This is a genomic window from Shimia gijangensis (genome assembly GCF_900142085.1).
Classification (GTDB): domain Bacteria; phylum Pseudomonadota; class Alphaproteobacteria; order Rhodobacterales; family Rhodobacteraceae; genus Shimia; species Shimia gijangensis.
Genome location: NZ_FQZQ01000010.1, coordinates 62,732 through 82,841 on the forward strand (window position 1 = coordinate 62,732; position 20,110 = coordinate 82,841).

27 protein-coding genes are annotated in these 20,110 nt (G+C 56.8%); 11 read left to right on the top strand and 16 right to left on the bottom strand.

Translation table 11 applies throughout. From position 1 onward, the window contains the following. The first annotated feature begins 126 nt into the window (after positions 1 to 126). The gene (locus BUC32_RS10220; protein WP_073252239.1) at positions 127 to 1,584 is read left to right on the top strand and encodes a sulfatase-like hydrolase/transferase; all 1,458 of its coding nucleotides are present in this window, start codon (positions 127 to 129) and stop codon (positions 1,582 to 1,584) included. A gap of 75 nt (positions 1,585 to 1,659) precedes the next feature. On the opposite strand, the gene BUC32_RS10225 is transcribed toward BUC32_RS10220, so the two are convergent. Further along, the gene (locus BUC32_RS10225; RefSeq protein ID WP_073252241.1) at positions 1,660 to 2,253 is read right to left on the bottom strand and encodes a pseudouridine synthase; all 594 of its coding nucleotides are present in this window, start codon (positions 2,251 to 2,253) and stop codon (positions 1,660 to 1,662) included. A gap of 104 nt (positions 2,254 to 2,357) precedes the next feature. Here BUC32_RS10225 and BUC32_RS10230 point away from each other — a divergent pair, with 104 nt between their 5' ends. Together BUC32_RS10230 and BUC32_RS10235 are read left to right on the top strand one after the other, a co-directional pair. Further along, positions 2,358 to 3,500, top strand: a complete 1,143-nt coding sequence (locus BUC32_RS10230; protein WP_073252242.1) for a trans-sulfuration enzyme family protein — start codon at positions 2,358 to 2,360, stop codon at positions 3,498 to 3,500. 69 nt (positions 3,501 to 3,569) lie between these two features. Further along, positions 3,570 to 4,790, top strand: a complete 1,221-nt coding sequence (locus tag BUC32_RS10235) for an MFS transporter (protein ID WP_073252244.1) — start codon at positions 3,570 to 3,572, stop codon at positions 4,788 to 4,790. Positions 4,791 to 4,829: 39 nt separating this feature from the next. On the opposite strand, the gene BUC32_RS10240 is transcribed toward BUC32_RS10235, so the two are convergent. From BUC32_RS10240 to ffh, 12 genes are all read right to left on the bottom strand, one after another. Further along, the gene (locus tag BUC32_RS10240; protein WP_073252246.1) at positions 4,830 to 5,615 is read right to left on the bottom strand and encodes a formate/nitrite transporter family protein; all 786 of its coding nucleotides are present in this window, start codon (positions 5,613 to 5,615) and stop codon (positions 4,830 to 4,832) included. 159 nt (positions 5,616 to 5,774) lie between these two features. Next, positions 5,775 to 5,996, bottom strand: a complete 222-nt coding sequence (gene rpmE, locus BUC32_RS10245) for a 50S ribosomal protein L31 (protein WP_073252248.1) — start codon at positions 5,994 to 5,996, stop codon at positions 5,775 to 5,777. 11 nt (positions 5,997 to 6,007) lie between these two features. Beyond that, positions 6,008 to 6,382 (bottom strand): 50S ribosomal protein L19, encoded by a 375-nt coding sequence (gene rplS / locus BUC32_RS10250; protein ID WP_073252250.1) that lies wholly within the window; start codon positions 6,380 to 6,382, stop codon positions 6,008 to 6,010. 342 nt (positions 6,383 to 6,724) lie between these two features. Beyond that, entirely contained in the window at positions 6,725 to 7,063 is a 339-nt protein-coding gene (locus BUC32_RS10255; RefSeq protein ID WP_456114553.1) for a YegP family protein, read from the bottom strand. A gap of 69 nt (positions 7,064 to 7,132) precedes the next feature. Further along, the gene (gene trmD, locus BUC32_RS10260) at positions 7,133 to 7,966 is read right to left on the bottom strand and encodes a tRNA (guanosine(37)-N1)-methyltransferase TrmD (RefSeq protein WP_407695247.1); all 834 of its coding nucleotides are present in this window, start codon (positions 7,964 to 7,966) and stop codon (positions 7,133 to 7,135) included. 85 nt (positions 7,967 to 8,051) lie between these two features. Beyond that, positions 8,052 to 8,861 carry a hypothetical protein gene (locus BUC32_RS10265; protein WP_073252252.1) on the bottom strand — a complete coding sequence of 270 codons (810 nt, stop codon included), beginning with the start codon at positions 8,859 to 8,861 and terminating at the stop codon, positions 8,052 to 8,054. Next, the gene (gene rimM / locus BUC32_RS10270) at positions 8,862 to 9,365 is read right to left on the bottom strand and encodes a ribosome maturation factor RimM (RefSeq protein WP_073252254.1); all 504 of its coding nucleotides are present in this window, start codon (positions 9,363 to 9,365) and stop codon (positions 8,862 to 8,864) included. It lies immediately after the preceding gene. 214 nt (positions 9,366 to 9,579) lie between these two features. Then, on the bottom strand, positions 9,580 to 9,972 hold the full coding sequence (gene rpsP / locus BUC32_RS10275; RefSeq protein ID WP_073252256.1) for a 30S ribosomal protein S16: 393 nt from the start codon (positions 9,970 to 9,972) through the stop codon (positions 9,580 to 9,582). A gap of 75 nt (positions 9,973 to 10,047) precedes the next feature. Next, complete coding sequence (locus tag BUC32_RS10280) at positions 10,048 to 10,341, bottom strand: chorismate mutase (RefSeq protein ID WP_073252258.1); 294 nt, start codon at positions 10,339 to 10,341, stop codon at positions 10,048 to 10,050. Beyond that, the gene (locus tag BUC32_RS10285; RefSeq protein ID WP_073252260.1) at positions 10,334 to 10,939 is read right to left on the bottom strand and encodes a GNAT family N-acetyltransferase; all 606 of its coding nucleotides are present in this window, start codon (positions 10,937 to 10,939) and stop codon (positions 10,334 to 10,336) included. Before BUC32_RS10285 ends, BUC32_RS10280 begins: the two co-directional genes overlap by 8 nt. Continuing rightward, positions 10,939 to 11,490, bottom strand: coding sequence for a GNAT family N-acetyltransferase (locus BUC32_RS10290; protein WP_073252262.1), 552 nt, complete (start codon positions 11,488 to 11,490; stop codon positions 10,939 to 10,941). The genes BUC32_RS10285 and BUC32_RS10290 overlap by 1 nt, the downstream gene beginning before the upstream one ends. Positions 11,491 to 11,494: 4 nt before the next feature. After that, complete coding sequence (ffh, locus tag BUC32_RS10295; RefSeq protein ID WP_073252264.1) at positions 11,495 to 13,009, bottom strand: signal recognition particle protein; 1,515 nt, start codon at positions 13,007 to 13,009, stop codon at positions 11,495 to 11,497. A gap of 255 nt (positions 13,010 to 13,264) precedes the next feature. Between ffh and BUC32_RS10300 the strand changes: the two genes are divergently transcribed. Beyond that, positions 13,265 to 13,801 carry a prolyl-tRNA synthetase associated domain-containing protein gene (locus tag BUC32_RS10300; RefSeq protein WP_073252266.1) on the top strand — a complete coding sequence of 179 codons (537 nt, stop codon included), beginning with the start codon at positions 13,265 to 13,267 and terminating at the stop codon, positions 13,799 to 13,801. Between the two features lie 36 nt (positions 13,802 to 13,837). Here the strand turns inward: BUC32_RS10300 and BUC32_RS10305 are convergent, their stop codons facing one another. Continuing rightward, the gene (locus BUC32_RS10305) at positions 13,838 to 14,380 is read right to left on the bottom strand and encodes an FMN-dependent NADH-azoreductase (protein ID WP_073252268.1); all 543 of its coding nucleotides are present in this window, start codon (positions 14,378 to 14,380) and stop codon (positions 13,838 to 13,840) included. Positions 14,381 to 14,498: 118 nt separating this feature from the next. Here BUC32_RS10305 and BUC32_RS10310 point away from each other — a divergent pair, with 118 nt between their 5' ends. From BUC32_RS10310 to BUC32_RS10320, 3 genes are all read left to right on the top strand, one after another. Then, positions 14,499 to 15,383 carry a LysR family transcriptional regulator gene (locus BUC32_RS10310; RefSeq protein WP_073252270.1) on the top strand — a complete coding sequence of 295 codons (885 nt, stop codon included), beginning with the start codon at positions 14,499 to 14,501 and terminating at the stop codon, positions 15,381 to 15,383. Beyond that, positions 15,380 to 16,261, top strand: coding sequence for a DMT family transporter (locus BUC32_RS10315; RefSeq protein ID WP_073252272.1), 882 nt, complete (start codon positions 15,380 to 15,382; stop codon positions 16,259 to 16,261). Before BUC32_RS10310 ends, BUC32_RS10315 begins: the two co-directional genes overlap by 4 nt. Positions 16,262 to 16,322: 61 nt before the next feature. Next, entirely contained in the window at positions 16,323 to 16,526 is a 204-nt protein-coding gene (locus BUC32_RS10320; protein ID WP_073252274.1) for a hypothetical protein, read from the top strand. A 50-nt stretch (positions 16,527 to 16,576) separates the two neighbouring features. On the opposite strand, the gene BUC32_RS10325 is transcribed toward BUC32_RS10320, so the two are convergent. Then, positions 16,577 to 16,867 (bottom strand): hypothetical protein, encoded by a 291-nt coding sequence (locus BUC32_RS10325; RefSeq protein WP_139280695.1) that lies wholly within the window; start codon positions 16,865 to 16,867, stop codon positions 16,577 to 16,579. A 5-nt stretch (positions 16,868 to 16,872) separates the two neighbouring features. Next, positions 16,873 to 17,217, bottom strand: a complete 345-nt coding sequence (locus BUC32_RS10330) for an ArsR/SmtB family transcription factor (protein WP_073252278.1) — start codon at positions 17,215 to 17,217, stop codon at positions 16,873 to 16,875. 371 nt (positions 17,218 to 17,588) lie between these two features. Between BUC32_RS10330 and BUC32_RS10335 the strand changes: the two genes are divergently transcribed. From BUC32_RS10335 to BUC32_RS10350, 4 genes are all read left to right on the top strand, one after another. Next, entirely contained in the window at positions 17,589 to 18,485 is an 897-nt protein-coding gene (locus tag BUC32_RS10335; RefSeq protein ID WP_073252280.1) for a LysR substrate-binding domain-containing protein, read from the top strand. 201 nt (positions 18,486 to 18,686) lie between these two features. Further along, complete coding sequence (locus BUC32_RS10340) at positions 18,687 to 19,016, top strand: AtpZ/AtpI family protein (RefSeq protein ID WP_073252409.1); 330 nt, start codon at positions 18,687 to 18,689, stop codon at positions 19,014 to 19,016. 3 nt (positions 19,017 to 19,019) lie between these two features. Beyond that, the gene (locus BUC32_RS10345) at positions 19,020 to 19,778 is read left to right on the top strand and encodes a F0F1 ATP synthase subunit A (RefSeq protein WP_073252282.1); all 759 of its coding nucleotides are present in this window, start codon (positions 19,020 to 19,022) and stop codon (positions 19,776 to 19,778) included. A gap of 55 nt (positions 19,779 to 19,833) precedes the next feature. After that, positions 19,834 to 20,058, top strand: a complete 225-nt coding sequence (locus BUC32_RS10350) for a F0F1 ATP synthase subunit C (RefSeq protein WP_022572950.1) — start codon at positions 19,834 to 19,836, stop codon at positions 20,056 to 20,058. Positions 20,059 to 20,110 lie beyond the last annotated feature (52 nt).

Below are 20,110 nucleotides of genomic sequence, written 5' to 3' on the forward strand. Positions count from 1 at the left end.
ATGCACACTATATGTTGAGGCTGGCAAGAGGGGAAGCGCGCCTGCGGGTGTGCCATTTGATTGTCGCTTTTGCACAACCCCGGTTGTTTTGTGGCGGTTAGGTTCAAGAGAGTTAGGAGGCCCATTATGCGTGAAAAGAATCTGCTGATCATCATGTCTGACGAGCATCGCCGGGATGCGATGGGCTGTATGGGGCATCCTATCGTGAAGACGCCCCATCTGGACGCTTTGGCGGCGCGCGGTGCGGTTTTTGAACATGCTTATACGCCCTCACCGATCTGCGTGCCCGCCCGTGCCGCGCTGGCCACCGGAGAGTGGGTGCATGCGGTTGGCCACTGGGACAGCGCCACACCCTATGCCGGGCAACAGACCAGCTGGATGCACCAGCTGCGTGACGCAGGCGTTGAGGTGGTGTCTATCGGTAAGCTGCATTTTCGATCCGATAAGGACGACAATGGGTTTTCCAAAGAGATCATTCCAATGCATGTGGTTGGCGGCGTCGGCTGGCCAATCGACCTCTTGCGCTCACCTCTGCCGGACTATGATGCGGCCTCGGAACTGGCTGGCGACGTGGGTGTGGGCGACAGCTCTTACACCGATTATGACCGTGATGTCACAGTCAGGGCCGAAGACTGGCTACGCGCCCGTAAGGACAGCGATCAGCCCTGGGCGGCCTTCGTGTCGATGGTCAGCCCGCATTATCCGCTAACCTGCCCCGAAGAATGGTACAATCTTTATGATCCCGCCGAAATGGACCTGCCGGTTGTTTATGGTGAAGACCCACCGGCCCATACCGAGTTGCGAAGTCTTCGCGGCTTCTGGAATTATGACGACTATTTCGACGCGCAAAAGACACGCGAGGCCAAGGCGGCCTATTACGGGCTGACGTCTTTTATGGACGATTGCGTCGGTCGCATTCTGGCCGCTTTGGAGGACAGTGGTCAGGCCGAGGACACCGTTGTGATCTATATCTCGGACCACGGTGACATGATGGGCGATCAGGGGTTTTGGACAAAGCAGGTGATGTACGAGCAATCCGCCGGTGTGCCGATGATTGTCGCAGGCCCCGGCGTGCCCGAGGGGCGGCGGGTGAATACCTGTGCCAACCTGCGCGATATCGCGGCTACGGCGATGGATGTGACAGGCGTTGATGGTGTGGCCAAGGGCAGGTCACTGTGTGAGTTGGCGGCGGCACCGGATGATCCGAACCGCACCGGGTTTTCAGAGTACCATGATGGCGGGTCGACCACCGGCACCTTTATGGTGCGCTGGGCGGATTGGAAGTACGTGCATTACGTGGGGCATGATCCACAGCTGTTCAATCTGGCGTCAGACCCTGATGAGCGGGTGAACCTCGCGGTGCGGGGCCTGAGGGATCCGGCGGTGCGGGCGGCACTGGTCGAAGGCGACAAACGTCTGCGCGAGATTTGTGATCCTGAAGCCGTGAATGCACGGGCTTTTGCAGATCAAAAACGTAAAATTGCTGAATTGGGTGGGGAAGAGGCCTGTTTGACGGCTTATCTGTTCAACCACACGCCAACTCCGGTGGAGCAGCAAAAGTTAAAAGGCGAGGGTGGCGCATAACATCTGACCGGCGTTTGTGCGGACAATACGGAATGCCTCCGGCGGGAGTATTTCTGGCAAGATGAAGAGCCGGAGTTACCGTGCGGAGCGCGCCGTTTTCTGCGGTGGGATCCGGTGGATGGGCGCGTCATTCCAGGTGCCGGATAACAGGCCGTCCAGCGTCCAGTCGCCAATTGAGTAGCGGATCAGGCGCAAGGTCGGGTGGCCAACAGCGGCGGTCATCCGGCGCACCTGACGGTTTTTGCCCTCGCGGATGGTGATTTTGAGCCAGCTGTCGGGAATGGATTTGCGCACGCGGATCGGTGGTGTGCGCGGCCAGAGGATGTCGGGTTCGTCCATGCGCGCCACGTCTGCAGGTAGGGTTTTTCCGTCTTTAAGGTCGACCCCCTTGCGCAGATTGTGAATGGCTTGGTCAGATATGTCTCCCTCAACCTGCACCCAGTAGGTTTTGGGCCATTTGTTGCGGGGATTGGCGATGCGTTGCTGAAGTTTGCCGTCATCGGTCAAAACCATCAGCCCTTCGCTGTCCCGATCGAGCCGACCAGCGGCATAAACACCGGGGACATCGATGAAATCCGACAAAGTGCGGCGGGTGCTGCCTTCGCTGCCCTTGTCGGTGAATTGCGACAGGACGTCAAAAGGCTTGTTGAACAGGATGGTGCGGGGCATGTGCTTTCCGGTTTTGGGTGTCTCGTCATAGAGTGCGTTATGGGGGCCTTGCAAGTCGCCGCGGTTTGGCCGCAGATAGGCAAGCCTTGGAATGGAGAAGCCTGATGGACCCCAAAGAAATGCACCCGGCAACACTGGCCGCACAGGCTGGTGGAATGATCGACCCGCAAAGCGGCGGTGTGGTGCCTCCCATTCAGCCTTCGACCACTTTTGTGAGGGATCGGGACTATGCGCCGGTCAACCCGGACAATACCTATCTTCGGTATCACAATGAGGCCGTGCGCCACGCCGAATTGGTGTTGGCCGGGCTTGAAGGTGGGGCCGAGGCGATGTTGTTTCCGTCCGGTATGGCGGCCATTGCCGGATTGTTTCGCACCGTTCCAAACGGTGGCCGCGTCGTCGTGCAATCTGGCATCTATTGGGGCACCACCCAGTGGATCCGGGATTTTTGCACGCGCCGGGACATCACGCTCTGTGAGGTCGACGCCAGCGATCTTGACGCTTTGTCCAAGGCCTGCGCCGAGGTTCCGGCGCAATTGGTCTGGGTGGAATCCCCGTCAAATCCATGGATGAAAATCGTGGACATTGAGGCCGCCGCGGGCCTTGCCCACGCTGCCAATGCACTTTTGGTGGTGGACAGCACGGCCGCCACCCCGATCTTGTCTCAGCCTCTTAAAATGGGCGCCGATATGGTCATGCATTCGGCCACCAAGGCCATCAACGGGCATTCCGATGTGTTGGGCGGTGTTTTGATCACCCGCGAGCCTGGCTCCGTCTGGGAGATGATTGCCGAAGATCGCGGCAGCGCGGGTGCGGTGATGGGCCCGTTTGAGGCGTGGTTGTTGTTGCGCGGTATGCGCACGCTGCCGTTGAGGGTGAAACAAATGTGCGCCAACGCCATGGCGGTGGCAGAGTTTCTTCAGGACCATCCGGCGATTGAGACAGTTCTTTTTCCTGGATTGCCCAGCCACCAGGACCACGCGCTGGCCGCCAGACAAATGCCGGGTGGGTTTGGGTTCCTGATGTCCTTTGTGGTCAAAGGCGGCGCAGAGCAGGCGCTGAGAGCGGCAGGGCGTTTGAACCTGTTCCACCGGGCCACGTCACTGGGAGGCGTCGAAAGCCTTGTCGAGCATCGCCCCACGATTGAGCCACACTCGGGCCTGCCCGAAGGTCTGCTCAGGATTTCTGTCGGCATTGAGGACGCAGGCGATCTCATTGCAGACCTTGCTCAGGCATTGGGCCAGTAAACCAACTTCGTAAGGCCAACGTCGTAAACGGGCTATACACAAGATCGGCCTGCGCCTAGCGTGACCCGAATGGAACAGGACACTCATCTGGACAGCCGCTATTCGTGGACACGCCTTGGCGTGACGCTGGCGATTGCTGTGGTCGTTAATGTCGGCATGTGGGCGGTCATCGTGGTGATGCCATCAGTGCAGAATGAATTTGGTATCGATCGGGCGGATGCCTCGATGCCTTATACATTTACCATGATTGGCTTTGCGCTGGGCAATCTGGTGATTGGCCGTGCTGTTGATCGGTTCGGCGTGGCCTGGTCGCTGATTGCCGCGGCTTTGCTGGCGGCGGTCAGTTACGTTCTGATCGCGGCCAGTGGCTCCTTTATGGTGGTCTCGGGCCTGCACTTTTTCCTTGGGTTCGGCACAGCTGCCGGGTTTGGGCCGTTGATTGCTGACATTTCGCTGTGGTTCCAACGGCGGCGCGGTATCGCGGTGGCGATTGCGGCCAGTGGGAACTATCTGTCCGGCGCGATCTGGCCCATCCTGCTAAGTGGTATTCTGAGCGACTATGGTTGGCGCAGCGTCTATCTGGTGCTGGCGGCCCTGACCGTCGCCATTGTGGTGCCGCTGGCCTTTTTGTTGAGGAAACGCGCGCCCTTAGATGGTGAGGCGGTTTTGGCCACAGGCCCGGTGAACCGGGGAAAGGCCTTTTCGCCAACAGCGTTGCAATGGATGTTGGGGCTGGCGGGGGTTGGCTGTTGTGTCGCCATGTCGATGCCGCAGGTCCATATCGTGTCGTTCTGCGTTGACCTTGGCTATGGCCCCGCCGTAGGAGCCGAGATGCTGGCGCTGATGTTGCTTGGGGGTGTGGTGTCGCGCCTGATCTCGGGACTGGTGACCGACAAGGTGGGTGGGGTGATCACCTTGCTGATTGGCTCTGTCCTGCAATGTATCGCGCTGTTTTTATATCTGCCGTTCGATGCGCTTGTGCCGCTTTATGTGATCAGCATGATCTTTGGGCTGGCACAAGGTGGCATCGTTCCGGCCTATGCGGTGATCGTGCGCGAATACATGCCTGCGCGCGAGGCCGGAGCCCGGGTTGGCTTTGTGATGATGGCGACCATCATGGGCATGGCGCTGGGCGGATGGATGTCGGGTTGGATTTACGACGTGTCCGGCAGCTATCAACTGGCGTTCTGGAACGGCATCATCTGGAACTTCCTGAACATCGGCATCATGTTTCTGATCCTGATGCGGGGGCGCCGTGGCGGACATCCAGCGGCGCCTGTTGCGGTTTGAGATAGACAGACAGACCAGTTTTGGTGTGAACCAGATGGCTCAGGCTTTGTTCGACCCAAGATAGGCAAAACGATAAGCCAGCGCGACACCACCAGCCCCGCCGACGATATTGCCCAATGTCACGACGATCAGGTTCATGACCGCATCGCTTGCAGAGACATCCGCACCTGCCGCCCAGCCCTGTGGAAAGAAGAACATATTCGCGACCGAATGTTCGAGGCCAAGCAAAACAAACCCCGTAATGGGCCACAGCATCGCAAAGATTTTCCCGGTCACAGTGCGGGCTGCAAACGTCAACCAGACCGCAAGGCAAACCAGCGCGTTGCACAATGCCCCACGTACAAATGCTTCTTGCAGAGGCAGGTTGGCTTTCGCTTCGGCAAACTTGACCGCCGTCGCCCCCATCGGGGCATCAAGCACGCCCGAAAACCCAAAAGCGACGGCAAGACCCACTGCGCCAATCAGGTTGCCAACATAGACAATCGCCCAATTTCGAAACAACTGCTTTAACGAGATCTTTCGTTCCACCGCGGCCATGACCATCAGAGCATTGCCAGTAAACAGCTCCGCTCCACCAACAATAACGAGGATCAATCCCAAAGAGAAAATGACGCCCCCGAGCATGCGCGCAGGGCCAAATGATGTATCAACACCCGTCATCACCATTGTGTAGGCCGCAGCGCCAAAACCGATGAATGCGCCAGCAAGCAACGCCAACACCATCATTTGTTGCGCCGGCATCGCAGCCTTGGCGACCCCAACAGTTTCCATCAAGGTGGCGATTTCGGCCGGTCGGTGCGGGTCGTGCTCGAATGTGTTTTTCATACTCTGGAACGATAACCAACTTTGCGGTGTTGAGAAGTGTGAATTTGAACCAAAGCCCAAGGTGCTGGCATATTGGTGTCGGGCTCAATCGGTGCCCCCAAACGAAAAACGCCGCTCTGTTTCCAGAACGGCGTTTCTTTTGAAAACAAGAAGGGGTGCTTAGAAACCCAGACCTTCGTATTTCTTTTTGAACTTCGATACACGACCGCCAGCATCCAGCAGGCGCGATGTGCCGCCGGTCCATGCAGGGTGCACGGTTGGGTCGATGTCGAGTTGCATTGTGTCGCCTTCTTTGCCCCATGTCGAGCGCATCTGATACGCTGTGCCATCGGTCAGTTTGACTTCGATTGTGTGGTATTCGGGATGGGTGTCTTTTTTCATGATACCGCTCCTTAGGCCGACTTGGGCTTGTAGTTGGTGTCTTCTGCGATACGTGCGGATTTACCACGACGTGCACGCAGATAGTACAGTTTGGCGCGGCGCACGCGACCACGACGCACAACAGTGATGCTGTCGATGTTGGTCGAGAACAGTGGGAAGTTACGTTCCACACCTTCGCCAAAGGAAATCTTGCGAACAGTGAACGAACCGGCAATGCCTTTGCCGTTGTTACGGGCGATGCAAACGCCTTCGTAGTTCTGAACCCGCGAACGCGAGCCTTCGGTCACTTTATAGCCGACACGGATGGTGTCACCGGCTTTGAAGTCGGGGATGTCTTTCCCCAGGGCGGCAATTTGTTCCGCCTCGATCTGTGCGATCAGGTTCATCTGAAACGCTCCTTATTTTGCCCGTGGTTATTCCACGAAGATTTGCGCGCCTCATTGCTCTTGGTCTTCGTCCGGGTCCGCCATGTTAAACAGTGGGCGCCCGCCAGAGGTCAGGTCGTCTTTACTTAGAATGTTCCTGAGTTTGCTTTTGCCATAGTCGCGCAGAGCAGAAGAAAACTCATTGCAACAATTGGCACAAACACCAAAAACGCCCGAGTCGGCAGAAACCGATCAGGAATGGGCGGCTTTTAGGCAAGGTTTGCCTGCTTGGCAAGGGGATTCGAATACGAACGGGCGCAATTTACATGCGCCCGTTCGTTGTAATCATTGGACAGCCAGTTTTCAGGTCAGGTCTTTGGTTTCTGCGTCTGGCGCGTTCTTCATGACAGACGCGATACCGTTGTCGCGGCCCGAGGTGCTTTCATAGCTTTCGGATGCGCCAATTACCTGACCATTGGTGGCCTTGAGGTTGAACATCTGCTTGCCCGCCTTGGTTTCTTTGCGCTCATAGCGCGCATCATCAGGGGCGTTTTTCTTAACGGACTCAATACCGTTTTCGGCGCTCGCGCGTTGCTTATAGCCTTCGCTGGCGAGGATAATTTCGCCATTGCCTGCCTTTAGACGGAAACGGAATTCACCTGCTTTATCGGTGTAGAGTTCAAATTTACCGGCCACTGCCATTCTCCCATTAACGAAACATGTCTGAGTGATTTAAACATGGCTTTGGGCCGGTTCGCAACGAATTCCGGTTTACTCTGGGTCAGCTTCGGATTTGAGGCCCATTTTGCGGGCATAAGCCTCCCACATATCCGGGCGGCGCTCTCGGGTCAGATCCTGGGCCATTTCCTTGCGCCACTCGGCGATTTTACCGTGATGGCCCGACATCAGGATGTCAGGTATCGCGTGACCCATCCATTCAGCCGGGCGGGTGTACTGGGGGTGTTCCAACAACCCGTTTGAGTGGCTTTCGTCCTCGATACTGTCGGCATTGCCCAGGACATCCGGCAACAGCCGCACGGTCGCATCGATCATCGCCTGCGCAGCGATCTCACCACCGGTCAGGACAAAGTCGCCCAATGACACCTCTTGAATATTGTAGTGATCCAGCACCCGCTGATCGACACCCTCAAAGCGTCCACACAGCATGGTGATGCCATCGCATTGCGCCCAGGATCGCGCCATCGCCTGATCAAACCGTTTACCGCGCGGGGACAGATAGACCATCGGGCACTTGCCGCGCACGCCACGCAAGGTGTGGTCGATGGCATTGCCCAACACGTCGGCGCGCAATACCATACCGGCGCCACCCCCTGCTGGCGTGTCATCCACATTGCGATGTTTGCCGTCACCAAAGGGGCGCAGATCGGTGGTTTCCATCTGCCATTTGCCATCCTTCAAAGCCTTGCCCGTCAGGCTTTCGCCCAGAACGCCGGGAAAGGCCTGGGGGAAAAGCGTAATGATACGTGCGGTCCAGACCCCGGCGAGCTGCGGATTGTGGGTCATCAATTCGCGCGGCTTCAGCGAAACCGAAATGGATTTGCGCCCATGTGAGCGGGATTTTTCTGACACGTGGCTTTCTTTCATCATCAAACTGTGCGTGATGTCATGTCGCTGAAAATGTCTTCGAGGTCCAGCATTTCCTGCTCAGACAAGCCCTGGAGTCAGGCCGCTATGCCTGTTCTGTCCGACACGCCTTGCGCCATTGTTGATGGGCATCTTTCTTGGCAAGCCTGACCGCTTCCATATCCAGATCGCTTTTATTGATGCGCAGGTATTCAGCCTGAAGTGCATCTGGCAGGGCGACATTTGCCGGCGGCAAGGGCAACAGTTTGCTTCGGGTTTCCGCCGGGATTTCAAGCAGATCAAGCAATGGCGTCAGCGGACCAAGCGGCGTGTCCTGAGTGGTTTCCAAGGCTCGGAACTCCACGCGATGCGGTGCGACTGCAAGACGGACTTTGTCGATAATCCGATCCAATCGCGCGGACTCTGCGTAGGCGTGCTTGTATTCTTCCAGATCCATAGACAGGCGCACAACGCCAAGATGTTGACCATAGCAACTCTTGAGCCATGCATCTGCCGCGCGGGTTGAGAAATAGAAAATCATCTCCGGTGGGGTGGGCATGGTTTTTTCTACGGTGTGAACAAAGGCCTTCATCAGAATGGGTGTTGCCGCATAAGTTTGCAGGCTGCGGCGCCCGGGCATGTGCCCGGCAAGGTCTTCGGAGCTGATGCAAATCTGGCGGTCCGGCGCGTCTTTTATCTGTTCAAGGAATTTTCCGAGTTCATAGGTGAAATGGATCAAATCTTCAGAAGCACGGGTGGCCGAATAGGTCCGGGCCGCTTCACAGACGGGTGTCATATTCTTGCGTAGAAAAATATCGGCGTGTTCGCTCAGGCGCCGCCTGTTCTGCCCAAGCATTTTTTGCACACTTGTCGTGCCGGTTTTGTGAAAACCCGCGTGTATGACCATCCTTGCCATTCAGAACAACCCGTCCGGCGGATCGGCAATGATACGGCCAGCTTCAAGATCCACAGTCGGCACCGAAGCATGGGTGAAGGGCAACAAAACCGTTGCCTTTAATCCCGGTCCGGTGATTTCCAAAAGGTCAGCAGCGCCGTGGTTCTGGACAGAGGCCACGTGGCCAAGAACATTGCCGCCTGTGTCGCGCACTTCAACGCCAACCAGATCGGCATAATAGTATTCGTCATCCGGAAGCGAGGGCAGTCTGTCGCGCGGAGCATAGAGTTTTTGACCCTTCAAAGCATCTGCCTGTTCCTTGCTTGAGACACCGGACAGGCGGGCAACGATCCCGTTCTTGATGGCGCGCGTCAGGGTGACTGTGAACTCCTGGGTTCCGTCTTCGGTCGACAAAGGGGCATAGTCGGCGATGGCCTCGGATTCAGCCGTAAAGCTTTTGAGCCGCACTTCTCCGCGGACACCATAGGCTCCCGCAACAGCACCAACACAGACCATTTCCGTCATTCGAATTTCCCAGCTCTTCTTACGTCATTATTTTCGTTCATACGCCGCCGAAGGGCAAGCACTTGTGCCGCAAAGCAATGCATTTGACGCAGTCTGCTTTGATCCGGGCCCCGAAAGGCAACGGGGCGCCCGATCCTGAGCGCCCCGTATTGGTCTTGATTTGAGACAAGTCGTGTCACAGCCCGGAGACCCGAACTGCACCCACCAACTTTTCTTATTCTTCTGCTGCGGCTTCTTCAGCAGGTGCTTCTGCCGGAGCTTCAGCAGCTTCAGCGGCCTTAGCAGCTTTTTCTTCAGCGCGGTCTTTTGCTTTCTGGCCAGGCTCGGCTTTCTGCGGGTTGGCGCGCTCGGTTTTGGCCAGAGTGCCCGACGCTTCGAGGAAACGTGCAACACGATCCGAAGGCTGAGCGCCTTGGTCGAGCCAGTACTGAACACGTTCCATGTCCAGTTTCACGCGCTCTTCGCTGTCTTTTGGCAAAAGCGGGTTATATGTGCCAAGCTTTTCGATGAAACGGCCATCGCGAGGCATACGGCTGTCAGCCGCAACAACGCGATAAAAAGGACGCTTTTTTGAGCCGCCGCGGGCGAGACGAATTTTCATAGCCATGGTTTGTATCTCCTGTTCCTAAGCTAATTGAGGGGCACTGCCCCGTCATTCCTGTGGTGTCTTAACCAGCAATACTCACTGGTGTTTCTTGTGGTGCCTGATGACCTCATCAATGATGAAGTTCAGGAATTTCTTGGCAAATTCAGGGTCCAGGTTGGCCTGTTCCGCCATGTCTTCAAGACGCGCGATCTGTTTGGCTTCGCGGTCGGGGTCGGATGCGGGCAGGTCGTGCTCTGCTTTTAACTTGCCTACAGCCTGGGTGTGCTTGAACCGCTCACCCAATGTATAAACCAGGATCGCATCCAAACGATCGATGCTTTCGCGGTGTTCTTTCAGCACCTCTGCGGCGCGGGTCACTGCATCAGTCAAGGGCCCATCCTTTCGGCTTGAACATCGGATCAGCATAGTGGCTGATTTCCATTTCGATGCCGTGGTTGATCTGGCTGTCGGCCAGTTGCGCGGCACTTGGGTGGCGATAAACAACGTCGTTGCCATCCACAGAGCCCGCGCTTTTGTCGTGCTTGGCACCCAACCGCTCCGCGAGACGGATCGAGTCGAGGTTCTTGGGGTCAAGGTAAGACACCGCACCCTCCCAGCCGAGCTGAGAATAGAAATACTTGCGCGCCGCATGTGCTGCCTCAAGTGCGTAGCCATGCCCGGCCTTATCCGGCCAGATGATCCAGGCGATTTCCTTTTCCGGCCATTGCGCGGGCATCCAGCCACCGGCCATGCCATAGGTCTCGTCTGTGACCTTGTCGTGGATCATCCACATGCCATAGCCGCGAATGTTCCAGTGGCCAATTTCAGCCGCATAGAGCATCCATGTTTCATATGCATTTAGCGGACCACCCATAAAACGCGAGCGGTACGAGGCAAAGGTTGCCTTGAAGTTTGGATAATCCTCGGGCTCGGGGCCGCGCAGGATCAGGCGCTGCGTCTCGATGACGGGGATGTTTTGAGTTGCCATTACGCGTAGGCCTCCATGCCGCCATTTTCCAGCTCATCGGGTGCCGGGTGACGCCAGATTTCAATCTGGCCATAAGCCGGATCATCATACATCTGCTCAAAACGCGCGCCCAATCGGCGGGCCACGCCCTTGGAGGGTTCATTGACCGGATCAATCTGTGAAATCGCCGTGTCCCAGCCCAGAATGTCATAGGCGTGCACGCGTGCTGCCACGGCTGCCTCGGTGGCATAGCCTTTGCCTGTCGCCGTTGGCATCAGGGTCCAGCCAACTTCGCGCTCAAACCATCCGTGTGGATACCAAAGGCCAACGCGGCCCAGATACGTACCACTGTCTTTGGCTTCCAAAGCCCAGAACCCAAACCCGCGCAACGCCCAATGCCCAACCACCGTCGCCATCAACCGCCATGTTTCGTGCGGTTTTTTCGGGCCACCCACAAAATGCGAGGCTTCGGTTTGAAAAAACGCGATCTCGGACGCCATATCTTCTTCACGCGGGGCGCGAAGGATAAGACGCTCGGTTTCGAGCGTTGGGATGGTGAACGTGGCGGTCATCGGGTTATTTCTTTTTCCCAAAACCGCTGAGGCCCGGAGGCAATCCGCCGCCACCGCCCAAACCGGGCAGACCGCCGGGCATTTTGCCGCCCATTGCCTTGGCGGCTTGTTCCAACGCTTTGGGGTCCATGGCTGACGGGTCCATACCCGCCATCGGGTCGCCGCCTTTGCCAACCATGCCTTTCATGGCTTGTTTGAGCATGCCGCCTTTGCCCATCTTGCCCATCTTCTTCATCATGTCGCCCATCTGGCGCTGCATCTTCAGAAGCTTGTTAAGGTCAGACACTTCCATGCCCGATCCCTGGGCAATCCGTTTTTTGCGGCTGGCTTGCAGGATCTGTGGGTTGGCGCGCTCCATCTTGGTCATCGACTGGATCATGGCGATCTGGCGCAGCATGACTTTGTCGTCAAAGCCCGCGTCCTGAACCTGTTTGGCCATCTTGCCCATGCCCGGCATCATGCCCATGACACCTTCCATGCCGCCCATCTTGATCATCTGCTCAAGCTGCATTTTCATGTCGTTCATGTTGAAGCGGCCCTTTTGGAACCGTTTCATCATGCGTTCGGCCTGTTCGGCCTCAATGCTTTCCTGCGCCTTCTCGACCAGCGCAACAATGTCGCCCATGCCAAGGATACGGCCAGCGACACGCTCGGGTTCAAAGGTTTCCAGCGCGTCCATCTTTTCGCCAAGACCGACGAATTTGATCGGCTTGCCTGTGACCGCGCGCATCGACAACGCCGCACCGCCACGACCATCACCGTCCATACGGGTCAGAACCACGCCCGAGATGCCGATCTTGCCGTCGAACTCTTCGGCAACTTCGACGGCGACCTGGCCGGTCAGGCCATCAACGACCAACAAGGTTTCGCGCGGGTTCACCGCATCGCGCACGTCTTCGACCTCTTGCATGAGGGTCTCGTCGATCTGCAAACGACCCGCAGTATCGAGCATATAGACGTCATAGCCACCCAAAGTGGCCTGTTGTTTGGCGCGTTTGGCGATCTGAACGGCGTTTTCACCGGCCACGATGGGCAATGTGTCGACGCCAATCTGGGTGCCCAGAATTTGCAACTGCTGCATCGCCGCCGGACGATAGATGTCCAGCGAGGCCATCAGCACGCGCTTGCCGTTTTTTTCCGTCAGGCGTTTGGCCAGCTTACCAGTGGTGGTGGTCTTACCCGAGCCTTGCAGGCCGACCATCAGGATCGGGGCAGGGGCGTTATCAATTTTCAACTCGCCGCGCTGATCGTCGTCGCCTGCCAGAACATGTTGCAATTCGTCATGAACGATTTTGACAACCTGCTGGCCGGGGGTCACCGATTTGGTGACGGACTGACCGGTGGCTTTTTCCTGAACCGCTTTGACAAAATCGCGGGCCACCGGCAGCGAGACGTCCGCCTCAAGCAATGCCACGCGCACTTCGCGAAGGGCGGTTTTGACATCATCGTCAGACAGCGCGCCCTGTTTGGTCAGACGGTCAAAGACACCAGACAGGCGTTCGCTTAGATTCTCAAACATCGCTCATCGGCTCCTAATCACCGTTTCCATATGGCCCGAACCTAAGCACGAACCGCCCAAACGCCAATGTCCCCCGTGGGCGCAACGCGCTGACGGGGGGCGATCCCGGCCAAATGGCCATGGGACCGGAAGTTTTGACAGACTTCCGGAATTGAGGGGGGATTTAGACCCGGTCGCGCGCAGAGTCAAGTCAAAGCCCTTGAAGCGGTCCGCATCTCGCGGCATGAGGTAAACAAGGACAAAAAAGGACACATCATGGACGCCTCATCCGCCTATCAGGACAGCCTGCCTGTCAGCTCAGATGCCTTGTTGGAACGGCTTGACGGCTGGGGGCTTTCATACACCCGCCACGATCACGTGCCGCTGCGCACCGTGGCAGAATCGAAGACCGTCGAAGATGCTTTTGTGATCGACGGAGAGAATGGGTTTCGCCTTAAGAACCTGTATCTTCGCGACAAGAAAAAACGCAACTACCTGGTGACGTTGCAACAGGACCGCGAGATTGATCTCAAGGCGCTGGGCGCAAAGCTGGGCGTTGGGAACCTGTCCTTTGGATCGGCGGATCGATTGATGCAGCATTTGGGTATTCGCCCAGGCGCCGTCAGCCCGCTGGCCATGGTTACAGGCGTCGATATGGGGGTGCGATTTTTCATGGATCGTGCTGCACTTGGCGCTGATCGGGTCTATATGCACCCGCTGGTCAATGACCGGACCCTCGGATTGCCCGTGGCCGCGCTGGACACATTGTTCGAGAAATTGGGCGTGACCGTCGAGTGGCTTGATCTCGACTAGGTGACAAGGCCCGCGCGGGGCGGGCCTGTCTGATCCTCAGGCCGCTTTGGCGTCAGCCGTGTTGCCGTCTTTGTCCAGGATGGTCACATCCGTGATCCCGACAAAGCCCAAAGCAAAGCGCAGATAGTCGCTGGCAAAATCATAACCCGACCCCAAAGGTGTGCCGCCGCTGGCGATGGTGATAATCGCCTTTTTACCTTCCAATAGGCCCTTGGGACCATTTTCGGTATAGGCAAAGGTGACGCCTGCGCGGCTGATCTGATCGATCCAGGCTTTCAGAACAGCCGGGATTGAAAAGTTGTACATCGCGGTGCCGATCACAATCGTGTCCGCATTTTGAAGCTCCGCAACCAGTTTATCGGAAAGCTCAAGCGCCTTAGCTTGCGCGGCGTCTCTTTCGTCGGGTGCGATGAACGTAGATTGCACCCAGATGGGATCCAGGAAGGGCAGGCCATCCGCCAGATCGCGGGCTACAACCGTGTCGGCATTCTGGGCGGCGACCAGTTCGGCAGATTTGATCCGCGAGACAGAGCCTTCGGAGCGGGCAGAGGCATTAATGTGCAATACAGTGTGGGTCATGGGGTTTCCTTGGGTTTGGTGTTTCCCAACAGAAATAGATATTGCGAAATTGAACACAATCGCGATAATTGCGCATCTATTGTGAGTATTTGCACAGAGAGGGGCATAGGGGTGAGTGATGGATAACTGGGACGAAGTACGAACAGCTTTTCAGGTCGCGCGTATGGGCACAGTCAGCGGTGCTGCGGATGTTCTAGGCGTGCATCACGCGACAGTCATTCGTCACATCGATGCACTTGAGGGCAAGCTGGGCGTGAAACTGTTTCAACGCCATGCGCGCGGCTATACCGCGACCGAAGCGGGTGAGGATCTGTTGTTGGTCGCCAAGGCGACCGACGATCAGTTCAGTCAGCTTGAAGGTCGTATCAAAGGTAGCGGCGATGCGGTTTCGGGCGAGCTGGTTGTCACTTCGTTGGAATCCATGGCTCGATTGCTGGCTCCGATCATGACGGATTTTCAGGCGGAATACCCGGAAGTCATTGTGCGTTACCTTACCGGCGCGCGACTTTTCCGCTTGGAATACGGCGAGGCGCATGTCGCCCTTCGCGCGGGCCCCAAGCCGCAAGAGCTGGACAATGTCGTGCAATCTTTGGGGCGCTTGCGGTTGGGCCTATTTGCCAGTCCGTCTTATATTGAACGTCACGGCAAACCTTCGGGCGCGGATGATCTGGCCGGGCATCGCTTTGTCGGGCCGGATGAGACCCGCCTGCGCGCGCCGTTTCTGACCTGGATGAAGGACAATCTGAAGCCCGAGCAAATCGTCTTTCGTACGATGGACGCTATCGCAACCGAACAAGCGGTGATTGCCGGGGCAGGCATTGGTTTCTTGCCGTTGTGGGTGTCGCATGACCATCCCGAACTGCAAGAAGTGATGCCGGCGCTGGACGAATGGAGCGGCGAATTGTGGCTGGTCACGCATGTCGATCTGCACCGCACCACCAAAGTGCAGGCCTTTGTGAACTTCCTCAAAGACCGCGCGGCGGCTGACTGGGTCTGTTCATGAACGCACTTGCGCGCGGCCATTTGGCCATGCTGCTGTTTTCGGCGCTGGTGGCCGGGTCGTTCTCGCTCGGCTCAATGACGGCAAATGAAATTGCCCCCGCGGCGCTGAACGCTCTGCGGTTTCTGATTGCGGCGGTTGTCATTGGGGTGGCCGCGCTGGCAACCAAAGGCTTGCCCCGCGATGCCTGGCGTGCGCCCTGGCGCTATCTGGTGCTGGGCGGGCTGTTTGCAGCCTACTTTGTTTTGATGTTCGAAGGTCTCAAAACGGCTGCACCCATCAGCACGGCGGCGGTGTTCACTCTGACTCCCCTCATGTCCGCCGGGTTCGGATATCTGCTGTTGCGCCAGATTTTGACTGCCCGAATGGCGGTGGCATTGTCTATTGGCGCGGCAGGGGCGCTTTGGGTGATTTTTCGTGCCGACTGGGCCGCGTTTCTGCAGTTTCGTGTCGGGCAGGGGGAAATCTACTATTTCTGGGGCTGCATGGCGCATGCGATCTATACGCCCATGGTGCGCAAGCTCAATCGCGGCGAGCATCCCGTGGTGTTCACCTTTGGCATGTTGATCGCCGGTTTTGTCATTCTGCTAGTTTACGGCTGGTCTGACATCCGCGCCACCGATTGGGTCGCGTTGCCGGGGATCGTTTGGATCACCGCATTTTATCTGGCGATCTTTGCCTCAGCGGCCACCTTTGTTCTGTTGCAATTTGCGACCATGAAGCTGCCCAGCGCCAAGGTCATGGCCTATACCTATCTGGTGCCCAGTTGGGTGATTTGCTGGGAGATCATACTGGGTCACGGGGCTCCGACAGGATTGGTGCTGGTCGGCGTCGCGATGACCGTTGCTGCGTTGCTTCTGTTGCTTCGAAACGAACACTGATTGCGACGGATCAAGGCAGTGGGTGCCAGTTTGTGAAGGATCACGGGCACAGGAGAATCCCATGCTCGCCGCCACCAACAAGACTGATCTTTTGGCTGTCACAGAAAAAGAGTTCGCCAAACTGGTTCCGCTGCTTGATGATCTTGGTGCTGACCTCATTCCGCACTCGTTTGACGACGGTTGGAGCATCAAAGATGTCATTGCCCTTCGCACTATCGCCCCGCTGCGAAATTTGTCAGGGCGTTTACGCGTTTGGGCGGGGTGAAGAATAGGTGTTGATAATCAATGTTTGGCTTGCTCCCCATTTTCGAGGATTCAGCGGATCAACCGTTTAAATTGATACAGCGTCGCGCAGGTCGCAAGCAATGCCAGAGACAGCCAGACTACTCCCGACTGTTCCAGATAAACGATGCCGGTTTTGCTGTCGATGCACCGGCCAAGTTCATTGAAACAGCTCCGCCACTTAAAGTAGAAATCGTAGTAAGCAAAAGACATCGCTGCTGAAAACCCTAAGGACAATGCAAAGGCTGATTTCCTGATCAAGTTTTTCATCAGGCGATCATAAAAACCGAAAACAAAGCGGGCAACCGTTGCTTTGTCCGGCACGGGCGTCATTTTTCGTCATCTTTGCGATGCTCGTCCAATTCCCCTTCCAGAAAACGCTCAAACGCATCCAGATTAACAGGTTCAAACTGCCCAAATCCCTGCATCCACACCGACGCGGCCCGCAAGGCGTCCGGCTCCAGTTTGCACCATTTCACTCGCCCGCGCTTTTCCTGAGAGATCAGCCCCGCTCGTGTGAGGATCACCAGATGTTTGGAAATCGCGGCCAATGACATCTCAAATGGTTCAGCCACATCCGTCACAGCCATGTCATCCTCAAGCAACATCCCAAGGATCGCCCGGCGGGTTGGATCGGCAAGGGCTGCAAAAGCGGTATCAAGAGGATCAGACATGCGCCTTGATAGCCTTGAACGTGCGGCGTGAAAAGCCGCTCACAGCCTATTTTGGTGCGATGGCCACTTGATCCGTCGTCTCTCAAGTTCTGGTCCCCGCAGGCCAATGTCACGCGCCGTCCTGTCGCTGATATAGGGTTCACTCGGCCCTGTCCCGGCGGCAAGGCCCTGCAAAACGGGCAAAACCCAGCGCAAAGGTACACGCATCAAAAAGGCAATGGTTCTAGGTGCACGCAAAGGCGTGTTGTAATCAGAAATCGACATGATTTTCTCGCAATATGATTGATTTACAAGGGCAGTATGGTCACTCCACTGCGCAAGTTCAAAGACCTTTGCTTGACAGTACGTGTGCTAAAAAGGCACAAGTACTCATGTCTCGCTCACTGCCACCACTTAATGCCTTGCGCGCATTTGATGCTGCGGGCCGTCATCAAAGCTTCAGCCGCGCGGCCGACGAATTGCGTGTTAGCCATTCCGCCATCAGCCGCCACGTGCGTGGCCTCGAGGATCGGCTGGGCGTAAAACTGTTCCGCGATCTGCCGCGAGGGGTCGAATTGACGCTCGAAGGGCGCAGTTACCTCGAACGGGTTCTACCTGCCTTGGATATGATCGCTGACGCCACCGACGATCTGATCGCGACGCCAAGCGGTCAGGTTACCGTGAATAGCGAACCGCTTTTTGCCGAACGTTTCATCATCCCAAGACTTGCGACGTTTCAGGCGGCCTATCCAGAGATCGAAGTCCGGCTGGAGGCTTCGGCACGCTTGGCGGATGTCGAACGCTATGAGGCCGATATCGCGATCCGCTTTGCGCATACGGGCGCTTTGGATGGCCCCTGCGAACTGTTGTCATCCTCGCCTTTGTATCCGCATGCCACGCCTGAGTTCATGGAGCGTCACATTCGCGAACCCAAAGACTTGCTGAATGTGCCCCGCTATCGGGACCGAACCAACAACATTTGGCGCCAATGGTTCGCCGCCGCCAAGGTCGAGGCCCACGAGGTGACGGAAGGAGGCTGGCGTTTGAAGTCGCCACTGGCCTACGAAGCCGGTCTGAATGGCCTTGGGGTTTATCTCGGTTCATCGGAATGTGTGTCCTTCGATCTCGAAATGGGGCGGCTGGTGCGCTGTTTTGATATCGGCGTCCGGGATGGGGCATTCTTTCTGGTCTACGGCAGCCGTGGCCCACGTCGCTCCGCGGTGAAACAGTTTCGAGCCTGGTTGCTGGACGAAGCGCGTCCCTACCGTCAGCCGCTTTCAGCAAATTAAACTCAACCAAAAGGTTGAATGTGCCAAATCCACCCCAATTGCAAAAACCTGACCTGCGACAGACTCGACATCCCTATTCGATTTTTAAAAAATATACATAATTACAAGGTCTTAACCAGAAGTTTCGGCGGCTTTCAGCGCGGTTGACTCACAGCCCCTCGCGCCGTAGCAATGCGCCAAGTTCCGAATGGGGAAAAACGCGTGACCGATCCCGACCAGAAAGAGCGCCTGGCGCAGCTGGAAGCAAAGATCGAGGCGGCCAAACTGGCCCAGGCACCGAAACCCCGGGTGGACGAACACTATTCGGCGGCCAATCTGGCCTGGCGCATGGTGATTGAATTAGTGGCCGGTCTTGGGATCGGCTTTGGCATCGGATACGGGTTGGATCTCCTGCTTGGAACCATACCGATTTTCCTGGTGCTGTTTACAATGTTGGGTCTCGCGGCCGGTATCAAGACGATGCTGCGCAGCGCCAAAGAGATCCAAGAGGACCAATTGGCCGAACAGGCCGAGAGAGACGAGAGGGACTAAGACGTGGCAAGCGAAGCACACGGCGCCGAGACAGGCGGTCTGGTATTCCACCCAATGGATCAGTTCATTGTAAAGCCCCTGTTTGGTGGCGACACAATCCACTGGTACACTGTCACCAACGTCACCCTGTGGATGGCATTGTCCGTCGTTGCAGTGATTGGCCTGATGGTTCTGGGCACCCGTCGTCGCGCGGTTGTTCCCAGCCGCTCGCAATCAATCGGTGAGCTGGCCTACGGCTTTGTTTACAAGATGGTGGAAGACGTGGCCGGTAAGGACGCGATCAAATTCTTCCCCTACATCATGACCCTGTTCATGTTCATCGTGATGGCCAACTTCCTTGGTCTGCTGCCGATGAGCTTTGCAACCACATCGCATTTTGCCGTGACCATAGTTCTGGCGCTGATGGTGTTCCTGACTGTGACCATCGTGGGTTTCGTCAAGAATGGCGCCGGTTTTCTGGGCCTGTTCTGGGTCTCGTCAGCACCATTGGCACTGCGCCCGGTTCTGGCCCTGATCGAAATCATCAGCTACTTTGTGCGCCCCGTCAGCCACAGCATTCGTCTGGCTGGTAACATCATGGCCGGTCACGCCGTTCTCAAAGTTTTCGCCGGTTTTGCCGCGATCGCAGTGGTCAGCCCACTGTCGGTTGTCGCCATCACCGCCATGTATGGTCTTGAGGTCCTGGTGGCCTTTATCCAGGCCTACGTCTTTACCATTCTGACTTGTGTGTATCTGAAAGATGCCCTGCATCCTTCGCACTAAGGTCTGAACATACTTCACTACAGTTTCTAACTTCCAATCGTAAGGAGATACATCAATGGAAGGTCAACTCGCACACATCGGCGCAGGTCTCGCAGCTATCGGTTCCGGCGCTGCCGCAATCGGTGTTGGTAACGTTGCAGGCAACTACCTCGCAGGCGCTCTGCGCAACCCTTCGGCAGCTGCTTCGCAAACTGCCACTCTGTTTATCGGTATCGCATTTGCAGAAGCACTGGGCATTTTCTCGTTCCTGGTTGCATTGCTGCTGATGTTCGCCGTCTAAGCCAACTGGAATATCCTTACGTGCGGGCGCGGGCGCGTCAAATGATAGCGCC